General features: G+C 35.2%; 15 protein-coding genes and 1 pseudogene. 5 read left to right on the top strand and 11 right to left on the bottom strand.

What is annotated here, in order from left to right; all coding sequences use genetic code 11:
- Positions 1 to 931 precede the first annotated feature (931 nt).
- Complete coding sequence (locus SAGCYANO_RS06230; protein WP_202219279.1) at positions 932 to 2044, top strand: substrate-binding domain-containing protein; 1113 nt, start codon at positions 932 to 934, stop codon at positions 2042 to 2044.
- Between the two features lie 46 nt (positions 2045 to 2090).
- Here SAGCYANO_RS06230 and SAGCYANO_RS06225 read toward each other — a convergent pair whose 3' ends face one another.
- From SAGCYANO_RS06225 to SAGCYANO_RS06205, 5 genes are all read right to left on the bottom strand, one after another.
- Positions 2091 to 2654: a Uma2 family endonuclease gene (locus tag SAGCYANO_RS06225; RefSeq protein WP_202219278.1), complete on the bottom strand. Its 564-nt coding sequence runs from the start codon at positions 2652 to 2654 to the stop codon at positions 2091 to 2093.
- A gap of 128 nt (positions 2655 to 2782) precedes the next feature.
- Positions 2783 to 3346 (bottom strand): Uma2 family endonuclease, encoded by a 564-nt coding sequence (locus SAGCYANO_RS06220; protein ID WP_202219277.1) that lies wholly within the window; start codon positions 3344 to 3346, stop codon positions 2783 to 2785.
- 132 nt (positions 3347 to 3478) lie between these two features.
- Entirely contained in the window at positions 3479 to 4042 is a 564-nt protein-coding gene (locus SAGCYANO_RS06215) for a Uma2 family endonuclease (protein WP_202219276.1), read from the bottom strand.
- 84 nt (positions 4043 to 4126) lie between these two features.
- On the bottom strand, positions 4127 to 4690 hold the full coding sequence (locus tag SAGCYANO_RS06210; RefSeq protein WP_202219275.1) for a Uma2 family endonuclease: 564 nt from the start codon (positions 4688 to 4690) through the stop codon (positions 4127 to 4129).
- A gap of 84 nt (positions 4691 to 4774) precedes the next feature.
- Positions 4775 to 5338: a Uma2 family endonuclease gene (locus tag SAGCYANO_RS06205; RefSeq protein ID WP_202219274.1), complete on the bottom strand. Its 564-nt coding sequence runs from the start codon at positions 5336 to 5338 to the stop codon at positions 4775 to 4777.
- 295 nt (positions 5339 to 5633) lie between these two features.
- Between SAGCYANO_RS06205 and SAGCYANO_RS06200 the strand changes: the two genes are divergently transcribed.
- The 4 genes from SAGCYANO_RS06200 to SAGCYANO_RS06185 all read left to right on the top strand — a co-directional run bounded on the left by SAGCYANO_RS06200 (position 5634) and on the right by SAGCYANO_RS06185 (position 9972).
- Entirely contained in the window at positions 5634 to 6296 is a 663-nt protein-coding gene (locus SAGCYANO_RS06200) for a TIGR00266 family protein (RefSeq protein WP_202219273.1), read from the top strand.
- A gap of 151 nt (positions 6297 to 6447) precedes the next feature.
- On the top strand, positions 6448 to 7125 hold the full coding sequence (locus tag SAGCYANO_RS06195) for a TIGR00266 family protein (RefSeq protein WP_202219272.1): 678 nt from the start codon (positions 6448 to 6450) through the stop codon (positions 7123 to 7125).
- Between the two features lie 716 nt (positions 7126 to 7841).
- The gene (locus tag SAGCYANO_RS06190) at positions 7842 to 8540 is read left to right on the top strand and encodes a TIGR00266 family protein (RefSeq protein WP_202219271.1); all 699 of its coding nucleotides are present in this window, start codon (positions 7842 to 7844) and stop codon (positions 8538 to 8540) included.
- Positions 8541 to 9171: 631 nt separating this feature from the next.
- Positions 9172 to 9972 (top strand): M48 family metallopeptidase, encoded by an 801-nt coding sequence (locus SAGCYANO_RS06185; protein ID WP_202219270.1) that lies wholly within the window; start codon positions 9172 to 9174, stop codon positions 9970 to 9972.
- 59 nt (positions 9973 to 10031) lie between these two features.
- Here the strand turns inward: SAGCYANO_RS06185 and SAGCYANO_RS06180 are convergent, their stop codons facing one another.
- The 6 genes and pseudogenes from SAGCYANO_RS06180 to SAGCYANO_RS06155 all read right to left on the bottom strand — a co-directional run.
- Positions 10032 to 10229: a Uma2 family endonuclease gene (locus SAGCYANO_RS06180; RefSeq protein WP_255502472.1), complete on the bottom strand. Its 198-nt coding sequence runs from the start codon at positions 10227 to 10229 to the stop codon at positions 10032 to 10034.
- Between the two features lie 168 nt (positions 10230 to 10397).
- Positions 10398 to 10817, bottom strand: coding sequence for a Uma2 family endonuclease (locus tag SAGCYANO_RS06175; protein ID WP_202219268.1), 420 nt, complete (start codon positions 10815 to 10817; stop codon positions 10398 to 10400).
- A gap of 84 nt (positions 10818 to 10901) precedes the next feature.
- Positions 10902 to 11465 (bottom strand): Uma2 family endonuclease, encoded by a 564-nt coding sequence (locus SAGCYANO_RS06170; protein WP_202219267.1) that lies wholly within the window; start codon positions 11463 to 11465, stop codon positions 10902 to 10904.
- 98 nt (positions 11466 to 11563) lie between these two features.
- Positions 11564 to 11785: a DUF4926 domain-containing protein gene (locus tag SAGCYANO_RS06165; RefSeq protein ID WP_202219266.1), complete on the bottom strand. Its 222-nt coding sequence runs from the start codon at positions 11783 to 11785 to the stop codon at positions 11564 to 11566.
- A gap of 9 nt (positions 11786 to 11794) precedes the next feature.
- Positions 11795 to 12100 carry a DUF6883 domain-containing protein gene (locus tag SAGCYANO_RS06160; RefSeq protein ID WP_237395850.1) on the bottom strand — a complete coding sequence of 102 codons (306 nt, stop codon included), beginning with the start codon at positions 12098 to 12100 and terminating at the stop codon, positions 11795 to 11797.
- 1552 nt (positions 12101 to 13652) lie between these two features.
- Positions 13653 to 13913, bottom strand: a pseudogene (locus SAGCYANO_RS06155) (beta-ketoacyl-ACP synthase); the annotation flags it as partial.
- Positions 13914 to 14106 lie beyond the last annotated feature (193 nt).

Below are 14106 nucleotides of genomic sequence, written 5' to 3'. Positions count from 1 at the left end.
GTTAACAGCTTTTAGCAGCTCTGGATTTAAGCCCCCGCGCATCCCCCAATTTTGGGGGACTTTTAGAAGTAAATTGACTCTTGTTCCCCCCAATTTTGGGGGGCCAGGGGGGCAAAATTCAGTATCAAAAAACTTTTCAGCCCCCGCGCATCCCCCAATTTTGGGGGACTTTTAGAAGTAAATTGACTCTTGTTCCCCCCAATTTTGGGGGCCAGGGGGCAAAATTCAGTATCAAAAAACTTTTCAGCCCCCGCGCATCCCCCAATTTTGGGGGACTTTTAGAAGTAAATTGACTCTTGTTCCCCCCAATTTTGGGGGGCCAGGGGGGCAAAATTCAGTATCAAAAAACTTTTCAGCCCCCGCGCATCCCCCAATTTTGGGGGACCTTTAGAAGTAAATTGACTCTTGTTCCCCCCAATTTTGGGTGGCCAGGGGGGCAAAATTCAGTATCAAAAAACTTTTCAGCCCCCGCGCATCCCCCAATTTTGGGGAACTTTTAGAAGTAAATTGACTCTTGTTCCCCCCAATTTTGGGGGGCCAGGGAGCAAAATTCAGTATCAAAAAACTTTTCAGCCCCCGCGCATCCCCCAATTTTGGGGAACTTTTAGAAGTAAATTGACTCTTGTTCCCCCCAAAGTTGGGGGGCTAGGGGGGCAAAATTCAGTATCAAAAAACTTTTCAGCCCCGCGCATCCCCCAATTTTGGGGGACCTTTAGAAGTAAATTGACTCTTGTTCCCCCCAATTTTGGGGGACCTTTAGAAACAAATATACTCTTGTTCCCCCCAAAGTTGGGGGGCTAGGGGGGCAAAATTCAGTATCAAAAAACTTTTCAGATATCCTCTAAACGTTTACTACTAAATGCTGACTGCTGACCGCTTTTTTAATATCCTTCATTAACCTGAAAAATTCTATAATCAAACTAAAAAAACCATGAAACCTACCAACAGAAAAAAATCACTAATTACATCTTTAGGAATTATTTTAGCATCCCTGGGTTTAACATATATTCCACTCCCAGAAATCTCAAAAAATATTGTAGTTGTTAGTGGCACCGAACTACAAGAAATTCTTCCTGAATTAGAAACTAAATTTGAACAAAAATATCCCCAGATTAATTTAGAACTAAAATATCAAGGTTCCCAAGATATTATTAATAAATATGTTGATGACCAAAATGATTTTACTCCCACAGTTTTAATTCCAGCTAATAGAGAAATTTTAGAAGAATTAGAAACAAGATGGAAGGCACAAAATAATAGCGAACCTTTTTATGACAAACCACAACCAATTGCCAAAACAATATTAGTAGCGATCGCTTGGCCGGAACGGGGTCAAGTTTTATTTCCCAATAATCAATTTAGTTGGCAAAAAATTTCTCAAGCAATGGAAGTTGGAAATTGGGAAAAAATTGGAGGTAAACCACAGTGGGGTAGTTTTGATTTTCTCACTACTAACCCTACTCGCTCCAATAGCGGTCAATTAACATTAAGTTTATGGGCAAAATCAGAAATTGGAGGAGCAACTTTCACCAGTCAAAGTTTAAATAATTCCTCAGTCAAATCTTTATTTAGTTTAGTCAAGCGTTCAGTTTATTTGCCTCCACGTTCGACCGATATTTTGTTACAAGAATTTATTGCCAAAGGTGAAAATGATGCGGATATAGCAACAGTATATGAGAGTATTGCCTTGCATCGATGGGAACAGTCTCGCACTACCCAAGGGCAACCATATCAAATTTATTATCTCAATCCTACCATTGAAACAGTTTCCACAGCAGCGATCGCTAGGCGTGATGTTAGTAGTGGTATGGTTGACGCAGCCAGAAAATTTATTGATTTTCTCAGACAACCAGAACAGCAGAAACTATTTGTACAGTATGGTTTTCGTCCTATAGACCAGAGTTTGGATTTGCAGAGTGTACCGAATAGTCCCTGGAGTCAAAATATCCCTGGAGTCAAAATGAATCCTGGAGTGCAAACTATGTCCACTCCTAACGCAGAGGTGTTGACAGAAATTAAGCGTTTGTGGGAAAGAGCAAATTAGGCAGGGGTTAGCAATTAATAATTAATAATTAGGGTGAAAGTTTCTGTTAATCTCCCAATATTTCATCAACAGTAAAAGTTACATCAGGCAAAGCTTGAATAGTTACAGTTTCACCCCTTTGAAAAGTCTGCACAATTTCATAACCATTTCCTTTAGGTTGTCGGTAAACTTCCAGACATTCTTCAGTCAGATTTACCAACCAAACTTCAACAATATTATTCTCAGCATATAAGGGAACTTTTATTTCTCGGTCATATTTAATAGTTGTATCTGAAACTTCTATGAGGAGAAATACATTTTCTGGTTGAGGATGTCGAGTCTCATAAAAATCTGGTCGTCGTTGCAGCAAACTTATATCTGGTTGTGGTTCAGAAGTATTATTCAATCTTACAGGATCTTGAATTCCCACAGTAACAGTTTGTGCTAAACGCAAAATGAAAAGTTCGGCAAGACATTTCACAGAAGCTGAGTGACGAATACCCATAGGGGAAATTTTGATAATTTCTCCTCTGATTAGTTCTACTCGTTGATTTTCAGTAAATACTCCTGCATCCAACATTTTATAATACTGGTCTACAGTAAATAGTTGTCGCAATAATTCTACAGACATTACCAACTCCTTGAGAATAATTATATTAAGTGTTAACAGCTATTTTTTAGTTTTGGATAAAAGCTTTTTTACTAATACTCAGAACAGAAATTTATATAGTATTAAGTAATTAATGTTGAAAATTTCTGTTAATCTCCCAATATTTCATCAACAGTAAAAGTTATATGAGGCAAAGCTTGAATAGTCACAGTTTCACCCCTTTGAAAAGTCTGTACAATCTTATAACCATTCGCTGTAGGTTTTCGGTAAACTTCCAGACATTCTTCAGTCAGATTCACCAACCAAACTTCAACAATATTATTCTCAGCATATAAGGGAACTTTTATTTCTCGGTCATATTTAATAGTTGTATCTGAAACTTCTATGAGGAGAAATACATCTTCTGGTTGAGGATGTCGAGTTTCATAAAAATCTGGTCGTCGTTGCAGCAAACTTATATCTGGTTGTGGTTCAGAAGTATTATTCAATCTTACAGGATCTTGAATTCCCACAGTAACAGTTTGTGCTAAACGCAAAATGAAAAGTTCGGCAAGACATTTCACAGAAGCTGAGTGACGAATACCCATAGGGGACATTTTGACAATTTCTCCTCGGATTAGTTCTACTCGTTCATTTTCAGTAAATACTCCTGCTTCCAGCATTTTATAATACTGGTCTACAGTAAATAGTCGTCGCAATAATTGTACAGACATTTCCAACTCCTTGAGAATAATTATATTAAGTGTTAACAGCTATTTTTTAGTTTTGGATAAAAGCTTTTTTTACTAATACTCAGAACAGAATAAATTTATATAATATTGAGTAATTAATGTTGAAAATTTGTATTAATATCCCAATATTTCATCAACAGTAAAAGTTACATTAGGCAAAGCTTGAATAGTCACATTTTCACCCCTTTGAAAAGTCTGCACAATCTCATAACCATTCGCAGTAGGTTGTCGGTAAACTTCCAGACATTCTTCAGTCAAATTTACTAACCAAACTTCAACAATATTATTCTCAGCATATAAAGGAACTTTTACTTCTCGGTCATATTTAATTGTTGTATCTGAAACTTCTATAAGGAGAAATACATTTTCTGCTTGAGGATGTTGAGTCCGATACAAACTTGGTCGTTGTTGCAACAAAGCTATATCTGGTAATGTTTCAGAATTATTATTCAATCTTACAGGATTTTTAACTCTCACAGTAACAGTTTTTGCTAAACCCAAAATGAAAAGTTCGCTAAGACAGCTTACACGAGCTGCATGAGGAGGAGTAATAGGCGACATTTTGATAATTTCTCCTCGGATTATTTCTAATCGTTCATTTTCAGTTAATATTCCTGCTTCCAGCATTTTATAACACTCATCTACAGTAAATAATCGTCGCAATAATTGTACAGACATTATCAACTCTTTGAAAATAATCCTATGAATTTGTATGGGTTGAAAAATTATATTTACTCTAAATATTCTAACTGAAAATTTCTGTTAATCTCCCAATATTTCATCAACAGTAAAAGTTACATTAGGCAAAGCTTGAATATCTACCATTTCACCACTCTTAAAAGTCTGCACAATTTCATAACCATTCGCAGTAGGTTGTCGGTAAACTTCCAAACATTTTTCAGTCAGATTTACCAACCAAACTTCAACAATATTATTCTCAGCATATAAAGGAACTTTTACTTCTCGGTCATATTTAATTGTTGTATCTGACACCTCTATAAGGAGAAATACATTTTCTGGTTGAGGTTGTTGAGTCCGATAAAAATCTGGTCGTCGTTGTAGCAAACTTATATCTGGTTGTGGTTCAGAAGTATTATTCAATCTTACAGGATCTTGAATTCCCACAGTAACAGTTTGTGCTAAACGCAAAATGAAAAGTTCGGCAAGACATTTCACACAAGCGGGGTGACGAATACCCATAGGGGACATTTTGATAATTTCTCCTCTGATTAGTTCTACTCGTTCATTTCCAGTAAATACTCCTGCATCTTGCATTTTATAATACTGGTCTACGGTAAATAGTTGTCGCAATAATTCTACAGCCATTATTAACTCCTTGAAAATAATCCTATGAATTTGTATGGGTTGAAAAATTATATTTACTCTAAATATTCTAATTAAAAATTTCTGTTAATCTCCCAATATTTCATCAACAGTAAAAGTTACATTAGGGAAAGCTTGAATTGTCACAGTTTCACCCCTTTGAAAAGTCTGCACAATCTCATAACCATTCGCAGTAGGTTGTCGGTAAACTTCCAGATATTTTTCAGTCAGATTTACCAACCAAACTTCAACAATATTATTCTCAGCATATAAAGGAACTTTTACTTCTCTGTCATATTTAATTGTTGTATCTGACACTTCAATGACGAGAAATATATTTTCTGGTTGAGGATGCTGAGTCCGATAGAAACTTGGTTGTCCTTGCAGCAAACTTATATCTGGTTGTGGTTCCGAATTATCGTTCAATCTTATAGGATTTTGAACTCTCACAGTAACAGTTGTTGGTAAACGTAAAAAAAACAGTCGGTTAAGAATATCCACACAAACTGCGTGATAAATACCCATAGGGGACATTGTGATAATTTCTCCTCTGATTAATTCTACTCGTTCATTTTCATTAAATACTCCTGCTTCCAGCATTTTATAATACTGGTCTACAGTAAATAGTCGTCGCAATAATTTTACAGACATTACAGACTCCTTGAGAATAATTAATTATATGAATTTATTGTACAGACATTTGATTTTATTGTTAATTTTTGGAGATGTTTAATAGAAAATTAAGGTCAAAAATTACATTTTATGGTAATAATAGAGTTGTTGGGAAATAAAAGTTGAACAATGCTCAAAAGCTTACCATATAAGGCTTTTACGATTTTAGGAATCAAGAATGCTATAAACTTTGACTGATAAGGGTTTTAGCCATTTTTTTAGCTTAATTCCCAACAACTCTAATATATTAAGCAACTATTACTATGTGTCAGCAGTGAAATATAAAATTAGATATAAACCAGCCTTTGCTGCTATTTTCATCACCTTAAATCCTGGTGAGATCATTATAGCCGAAGCGGGAGCCATGACCAGCATGGATGGTAATTTGTCCATGAAAACACAATTTTCTGGAGGCTTTTTCTCAGCTTTATTAAGAAAATTTTTAGGGGGTGAATCCCTATTTGTTAATGTTTTTGAGAACAAAACCTCCGAACCTTTAAGTGTTACGTTAACCCAATCAATTATTGGGGATATTGAGTCTTTAGAATTAACAGGAAATGAGATATGTTTTCAACCAGGAGCTTACATTGCAAGTACCCCTAAAATTAAGCTAGGAGTAAGATGGGCAGGATTTGCCAGTTGGTTTATGGGAGAAGGGTTATTTAAGTTAAAAGTAAGTGGCCGTGGAAAAGTTTTCTTTGGGGCCTATGGAGGATTGAGTAAGCAAGATATTGCTGGGGAATTTATTGTTGATAATAGCCATTTGGTAGCTTACAGTTCCAATATTAAAATGAGTGTTGGGTTATCGGGTGGTTTAATTAGTTCGGTCACTTCTGGAGAAGGATTAGTTAACCGACTCAAAGGGAATGGTGTTATTTATTTACAATCTCGTAGTGTTGCGGGTTTAGTTAGATTCTTAAGTCCCAAAGTCCGTTAACAATAAGCAATAAGCAATCAGCCATCAGCAATCAGCAATAGAGGTTTAGAAGGGGTTATGTTACCCCTCCGCGCACTTTCCGGTTGATATCAACCGGGGATTTAAACCCAAGTTATAGAACCTGATAGCTAGTTAAAAAGTTCAAAAAATCATGGATATTCAACTAATACATCAACCCGATAATGCGATCGCCAAAGTTAGCTTAAATGCAGGGGAAGAAATCATCGCCCAAGCAGGTTCTATGGTTGCTATGAGTGGGTTTGTCAATAGTAGTACTACCCTCAGACAAGGAAAAGGAGGGGGAATTATGGGAGGATTTAAACGAATGTTAGGGGGTGAATCTCTCTTTTTAAGTGTTTTTCGTTCCCCTACCCCCGATGGTCAAGTTTTTCTCGCCCCTAAATTCATGGGAGACATCCTGGTTTATGAAATGAAGGGTCAAGAATTAGTCGTCCAATCAGCTTCCTATCTTGCTTCTGCTAACAATGTAGACCTTGATTTAGGGTTTCAAGGGATGAAATCTTTATTTTCAGGAGAATCTATTTTTTGGTTAAGTGTTACAGGTTATGGTCCGGTAATTTTAACCTCTTTCGGAGGAATTTATGAAATAGATGTTAACGGTGATTATATTGTGGATACTGGTCATATTGTCGCCTTTGAAAGAAGTTTAGATTTTCGTATTGATAAAGCTAATTCTAGTTGGTTGGGAGCATTTTTTGGCGGTGAAGGTTTTGTCTGTCGTTTCCAAGGTCAAGGCAAAGTTTATTGTCAAACCCATAACCCAGGGAGTTTTGGATCTGTTATTGGTTCTCAATTGCCTCCTAGATAATTAGGGTTTGCTTATTTTTAGGGAGTAGGGGAGTAGGGGAGTAGGGGAGTGGGGGAGTAGAGAGTAGTTAGGAGGAACGGAGAGTTATATAGGAGATAGTCAGATATTTTGTTAGAGTTATTTTTCTGCAATTATTCTGCCTCTTATGACAACTTTTTGAGCGTAATATACTGAAAATCAGGCATTTTTTTCTATCTAAAAAAGGCTTTACTATTTATCTGTCAATACTTTGATATTTAATTGCAAGCCCTAATACCAATTTGAAAAAAGAATGCTACAAAAAGGTAAACCTCGCTCGGATATGCTTAAAAATAGCTGCTCCAGTTCATTTTAGATATTTATTTCTATTGGTTTCCCCTTTTTTTTAAAATTTAATCCTTCTTCCTTCTTTCCTCTTCCTTCTTTCTTACTTCTACCATTTGTAACGAACATTTATCAAACTGGTATAATTAGAGGATATCTGAAAAGTTTTTTGATAGTGAATTTTGCCCCCCTAGCCCCCCAAAATTGGGGGGGACAAGAGTCAATTTGCTTCTAAAAGTCCCCCAAAATTGGGGGATTTAGGGGGCGAGCGATGTCGCAAATGGGACTTCTCAGACAACCTCTTAATTATTTTGTTTAATGACAACTGATAACTGATAACTGATAACTGAAATGACCTTCCCTATTCTCTGTTTTAAACTTTAGTATTTACCAATAAAATAGGATGAGTATATATGTCAAAAATTGCTTATAAAATTGAACATTCTCCAGCTTATGCTTCATTAATTATTGATTTGTACCCGGAGCAAAAAGTATTAGTAGAAGCTTCAGCTATGGCAGCTATGGATACCTCAATAAAAATGCAATCTAAGGTCAAAGGTGGCTTAATGAAAGGAGTTGGTAGAATGTTGAGCGGTGAATCCTTATTTATTAGTGAATTCACCGCTCAAAACCAGTCAGGAAAACTCTATGTTTCCCCAGGTGTCCCTGGAGATATTCAACATTATTATATAGAGAATCGTTGTGGTTTATTGGTTCAATCATCAGGGTTTGTTGCCTGTAGTGATACTGTAGAAATAGATACCAAATTTCAAGGATTTAAAGGCTTTTTTAGTGGAGAATCTTTGTTTTTATTAAGAGCTACTGGAAGGGGGGATTTTTGGTTTAGTTCCTATGGGGGTATTTTAGAAATTCCTGTGGAAGAAAATTATGTAGTAGATACCAGTTATATTGTGGCTTTTGAAGATACCCTAAATTATAATGTCGAGATGATTGGAGGTTTATCATTTAAAGGTTTAAAAACAGGAATTTTAGGGGGTGAAGGGTTGGTTTGTCGGTTTAGTGGTCAAGGCAGTTTATGGATTCAAAGTCGCGCCATTTATCCTCTATTAAACTTTTTAAATCCTTTCCGTCCTACCAAAAGTAGTAATTAAGATTTGCTGATTTATTCTCAAAGTATTGACATATACAGACTTTAGTATTTTTGGTGGAACAAGGTCAAAAAGTTAGTATTTTGGGATAATTATGGCAGAAAAATCCAGGGATAATTTTTCCGACTAATATCAATTCCCAAAAGCAATGCTATACTTCAGTTATACTTCAACAGTCAAATATTTACCAAGATTCAAAGTATTTTTTTGACAATTATTAGTCGGTTAGTATAGATTTTTCCTACTTTTAACCCCTCCCCACATTTCCCACACTTCCCACACTTCCCCTCCACGGTCGGGGGAGGGGCGAGGGGTGGGTCCCCACCCAATCATACATAGCATTCTTTTTGAGAAATGGTATAATACCAATTTGAAAAAAGAATGCTACAAAAAGGTAAATATCGATCAGATATGCTTAAAAATAGCTGCTCCAGTTCATTTGAAAAAGTTATCTCTATCTTTTTTCCCTTTTTTTAAATATTTACCTCTTCTTCCTTCTTCCTTCTTCCTTCTTTCTTACTTCTACCATCCATTTGTAACAAACATTTATCAAATTGGTATAACTCCTCTATAATTCCCATTTATTCTGACTCCTGACTCCTGACTCCTGACTCCTTAATAATTAATCAAATTTATGAGCGATCGCAATCCCCCACCAACTAATCGTCAACTTTTAATTATATTAGGAATTTTTACAGCGATTATTGTCATAATGATTAACTGTGTATCGATGTTAGTTGATTGGGCAATTACTCAAATTCCTATTAGTTGGGAACAAAAGTTAGGAGCATTAATTGTCCCGGTTTATGAACAAAAAACCAAAGATTCCCCTCAACAAGAAATCTTAAATAATCTCTTAGATCGTTTAGAGTCTAAACTAGATAATAAATTATCAGAAAAAAGGGATTATCGAGTAATCTATATTCCTGAAAAAAACGTTAACGCTTTTGCCATTCCTGGGGATGTTATTGGTATTTTTGAAGGGTTAGTGAAAGAAGTTAAATCAGAAAATGAATTGATGATGATTTTAGGTCATGAATTAGGACATTTTGCCAATAGAGATCATCTGCGGAGTTTAGGAAAAACCTTAGTTATTCGAGTTGCGATCGCTAGTATTTTTGGAGATAATGCAACCTTAGCTAATAGTGTTGGAGTTGTTATAGAAAATATTAGTAATACTCGCTATTCCCAGTCTCAAGAATATCAAGCAGATGAATTCGGATTAATGCTATTAAATAAAACCTATGGTCATGTAACAGGAGCAACGGATTTTTTTAAGAACCTGAAAGAACAAGAAAAATTAAACTGGGACTTTTTTTCTAGTCATCCTGCTGGAGAAAAGCGTGTCAAGAAACTAGAGAAATTAATTAAACAAAGACAATATAAATTAGGTGAATATTCAGATTTAGAGCCAAATTTACAGTTTAGCAATTAGGAGCGTGGTTGGGTGCATCTCATATTTACCAAAATACTTTTTCCCTATTCCCTATTCTCTTAATCTCCCAATATTTCATCAACAGTAAAAGTTACATCAGGCAAAGCTTGAATAGTTACAGTTTCACCCCTTTGAAAAGTCTGCACAATTTCATAACCATTCGCTGTAGGTTGTCGATAAACTTCCAGACATTTTTCAGTCAGATTCACCAACCAAACTTCAACAATATTATTCTCAGCATGTAAGCATTCAGCTATTAGCAGTCAGCTATCAGCAACAAGATTCTCTTGTTAAGGACAGTGTTTAAATTAACAACTGACTTTAAGGGCAAGGAAGGGAAGCAACTTTTGTCGTAAGACAATTAAATATTGCTTTTATCCTAAACTAAAAGTAACAGCTGAAGTCCGCAGTTCCTCCGGAGGAGGCTAGCTGATGGCTGACTGCTGAATGCTTACCTCAGCATATAAAGGAACTTTTATTTCTCTGTCATATTTAATAGTTGTATCTGAAACTTCTATGAGGAGAAATACATTTTCTGGTTGAGGTTGTTGAGTCTCATAAAAATCTGGTCGTCGTTGCAACAAACTGATATCTGGTTGTGGTTCAGAAGTATTATTCAATCTTACAGAATCTTGAATTCCCACAGTAATAGTTTGTGCTAAACGCAAAAAGAAAAGTTGATTCAGACGTTTCACACAAGCTGAGTGACGAATACCCATCGGGGACATTTTGATAATTTCTCCTCTGATTAGTTCTACTCGTTCATTTCCAGTAAATACTCCTGCATCGAACATTTTATAATACTGGTCTACAGTAAATAGTTGTCGCAATAATTCTACAGCCATTATTAACTCCTTGAGAATAATTACATGAATTTGTATGGGTTGAAAAACTATATTTATTCTAAATATTCTAATTAAAAATTTCTGTTAATTTCCCAATATTTCATCAACAGTAAAAGTTACATCAGGCAAAGCTTGAATAGTCACAGTTTCACCCCTTTGAAAAGTCTGCACAATTTCATAACCATTCCCAGTAGGTTGTCGGTAAACTTCCAGACATTTTTCAGTCAAATTTACCAACCAAACTTCAACAATATTATTCTCAGCATATAAAGGAACTTTTATTTCTCTGTCATATTTAATAGTTGTATCTGAAACTTCAATAAGGAGAAATACATTTTCTGGTTGAGGATGTTGAGTATCATAAAAATCTGGTCGTCGTTGCAACAAACTGATATCTGGTTGTGGTTCAGAATTATCATTCAATCTTACAGAATCTTGAATTCCCGCAGTAACGGTTTTTGCTAAACGCAAAAAAAACAGTTCATTAAGACGTTTCACACAAGCTGCATGAGGAGGACTAATAGGCGACATTTTGATAATTTCTCCTCGGATTATTTCTAATCGTTCATTTTCAGTTAATATTCCTACTTCCAGCATTTTATAACACTCATCTACAGTAAATAGTCGTCGCAATAATTGTACAGACATTACTAACTCCTTGAGAATAATTAATTATATGAATTTATTGTACAGACATTACCCACTCCTTGTGTGCTTCCCAAGCATTAAACAACAACTTCTACTAATTAATAATGTAATCGCATTATTTGATTGCTTGGAATAGTTTCCATTGCATAAGTTCTTCCATCATTATCAGAAAAATCTACTTCAAAAACATTATTATCGTATTCCATAACAATTGTTCCTACTTGTCCTCTGTATAGAATAATAGATTCTCCTGTTTCAAAATGAGTTGTTTGTCTATCTTCAGTTAATGCAACAATATCTAATTCTTGTAATTGAGTCATAATCATAACTCACTTACTAACAGGATAACAATTTGTTAATTTCGGAAAATCTTCTCCTGTACGAATTATCCAGGCAACTAAAATCAGAGATTCTCCTATATTAGTCTTGAGAAAGAACTTCATATTATAGTGTGTACCATATTCATTTACTTTACGAATAATAACCGATTCATTGATAGCAGCTCTTTTAATAGCACTTTTCAAAATTTCTACATTTTCTAAGGTTATTCCTAGCTTTTGTTGAAAAAGGGTGGCTTTATTTTTCCCTTTTTGATGATTAATGTAGAATCCGGTTATATAATAATATATGTTCATAATTCTCGATAAGACTTCAATATTCAATCTCACACAAATATAGAATTAATAATAATTAAGTGTTCAACCTGATTTTATATGAGGGTTTGGAGATCAAACTCCTAGAATAATGTTTTCTGATTTTTTTCATATAGGAGGGGTCAGACCCTAAACTGCAACGTTATAGTTATTGAAATTTTTGGTATAGGAGGGGTCAGACCCTAAACTGCAACGTTATAGTTATTGAAATTTTTCATATAGCAGAGGTCAGACCCTAAACTGCAACGTTATAGTTATTGAAATTTTTCATATAGCAGAGGTCAGACCCTAAACTGCAACGTTATAGTTATTGAAATTTTTCATATAGCAGAGGTCAGACCCTAAACTGCAACGTTATAGTTATTGAAATTTTTCATATAGCAGAGGTCAGACCCTAAACTGCAACGTTATAGTTATTGAAATTTTTCATATAGCAGAGGTCAGACCCTAAACTGCAACGTTATAGTTATTGAAATTTTTCATATAGCAGAGGTCAGACCCTAAACTGCAACGTTATAGTTATTGAAATTTTTCATATAGCAGAGGTCAGACCCTAAACTGCAACGTTATAGTTATTGAAATTTTTCATATAGGAGGGGTCAGACCCTAAACTGCAACGTTATAGTTATTGAAATTTTTCATATAGCAGAGGTCAGACCCTAAACTGCAACGTTATAGTTATTGAAATTTTTCATATAGCAGAGGTCAGACCCTAAACTGCAACGTTATAGTTATTGAAATTTTTCATATAGGAGGGGTCAGACCCTAAACTGCAACGTTATAGTTATTGAAATTTTTCATATAGGAGGGGTCAGACCCTAAACTGCAACGTTATAGTTATTGAAATTTTTCATATAGGAGGGGTCAGACCCTAAACTGCAACGTTATAGTTATTGAAATTTTTCATATAGGAGGGTCAGACCCTAAACTGCAACGTTATAGTTATTGAAATTTTTCATATAGCAGAGGTCAGACCCTAAACTGCAACGTTATAGTTATTGAAATTTTTCATATAGCAGAGGTCAGACCCTAAACTGCAACGTTATAGTTATTGAAATTTTTCATATAGGAGGGGTCAGACCCTAAACTGCAACGTTATAGTTATTGAAATTTTTCATATAGGAGGGGTCAGACCCTAAACTGCAACGTTATAGTTATTGAAATTTTTCATATAGGAGGGGTCAGACCCTAAACTGCAACGTTATAGTTATTGAAATTTTTCATATAGGAGGGTCAGACCCTAAACTGCAACGTTATAGTTATTGAAATTTTTCATATAGGAGGGGTCAGACCCTAAACTGCAACGTTATAGTTATTGAAATTTTTGGATGACATAGAATTCGGTGATAGATAAAATATATGTTCATAATTTTATCTAGACTTCAATCTCCCCTACTGCCCAAACTATATAATAGGTATTCAATTTGATATAAAATTAAGAAAATAACTTTCAATTTGATCGCCTAATTCCGCTTTAATTCCATTGGGAAGTTTCATAATTAAAAACTATTTAATTAGAGCAATTTCTCCTGCGCTAAACCCTACTCAAAACTAACGCAGCATTTTGCCCACCAAACCCAAAACTCAAACATAAAACATTTTCCACCTGAGACTCACGACCATACCTCACCAAGTCTAAGTCAAATTCTGGATCATTTAATCCTACACAGGGAGGTAAAATCTGATGCTCGATCGCCATCAAACAAAATGCTGCCCCCAATGCTCCAGACACCCCCAATGTATGACCAGTCGCTCCCTTTGTCGAACTAACTGCCACTTTGTGAGGAAAAATTTTTAGAGTTAGAGCAAGAGTAATAACTAATTACTACAACTCAAAAGTAATTGCTATTCTACCATGATCAGGGTGGCCATCTCCATGGGTCAAAATTACCATCTCCAAGATTAACATCAGCCTATTTTGTTTACAGTGGCCTAGTTTTGTGAAGATTCGATGAAGACAAACCTTCGTGTCTCTGTAAATTTACTAT

Source organism: Okeania sp. KiyG1 (assembly GCF_014132355.1).
Lineage (GTDB): Bacteria > Cyanobacteriota > Cyanobacteriia > Cyanobacteriales > Microcoleaceae > Okeania.
Note: the sequence above shows the minus strand (reverse complement) of the source record. Positions and strands in the feature narration are given on the sequence as shown.

What these genes read in the sequence shown, in the direction of transcription:
- SAGCYANO_RS06230 (WP_202219279.1), top strand. Translation starts at nt 932, where the DNA reads ATGAAACCTACCAACAGAAAAAAATCACTAATTACATCTTTAGGAATT.
- SAGCYANO_RS06225 (WP_202219278.1), bottom strand. Translation starts at nt 2,654, where the DNA reads ATGTCTGTAGAATTATTGCGACAACTATTTACTGTAGACCAGTATTAT.
- SAGCYANO_RS06220 (WP_202219277.1), bottom strand. Translation starts at nt 3,346, where the DNA reads ATGTCTGTACAATTATTGCGACGACTATTTACTGTAGACCAGTATTAT.
- SAGCYANO_RS06215 (WP_202219276.1), bottom strand. Translation starts at nt 4,042, where the DNA reads ATGTCTGTACAATTATTGCGACGATTATTTACTGTAGATGAGTGTTAT.
- SAGCYANO_RS06210 (WP_202219275.1), bottom strand. Translation starts at nt 4,690, where the DNA reads ATGGCTGTAGAATTATTGCGACAACTATTTACCGTAGACCAGTATTAT.
- SAGCYANO_RS06205 (WP_202219274.1), bottom strand. Translation starts at nt 5,338, where the DNA reads ATGTCTGTAAAATTATTGCGACGACTATTTACTGTAGACCAGTATTAT.
- SAGCYANO_RS06195 (WP_202219272.1), top strand. Translation starts at nt 6,448, where the DNA reads ATGGATATTCAACTAATACATCAACCCGATAATGCGATCGCCAAAGTT.
- SAGCYANO_RS06190 (WP_202219271.1), top strand. Translation starts at nt 7,842, where the DNA reads ATGTCAAAAATTGCTTATAAAATTGAACATTCTCCAGCTTATGCTTCA.
- SAGCYANO_RS06185 (WP_202219270.1), top strand. Translation starts at nt 9,172, where the DNA reads ATGAGCGATCGCAATCCCCCACCAACTAATCGTCAACTTTTAATTATA.
- SAGCYANO_RS06175 (WP_202219268.1), bottom strand. Translation starts at nt 10,817, where the DNA reads ATGGCTGTAGAATTATTGCGACAACTATTTACTGTAGACCAGTATTAT.
- SAGCYANO_RS06170 (WP_202219267.1), bottom strand. Translation starts at nt 11,465, where the DNA reads ATGTCTGTACAATTATTGCGACGACTATTTACTGTAGATGAGTGTTAT.
- SAGCYANO_RS06165 (WP_202219266.1), bottom strand. Translation starts at nt 11,785, where the DNA reads ATGACTCAATTACAAGAATTAGATATTGTTGCATTAACTGAAGATAGA.
- SAGCYANO_RS06160 (WP_237395850.1), bottom strand. Translation starts at nt 12,100, where the DNA reads ATGAACATATATTATTATATAACCGGATTCTACATTAATCATCAAAAA.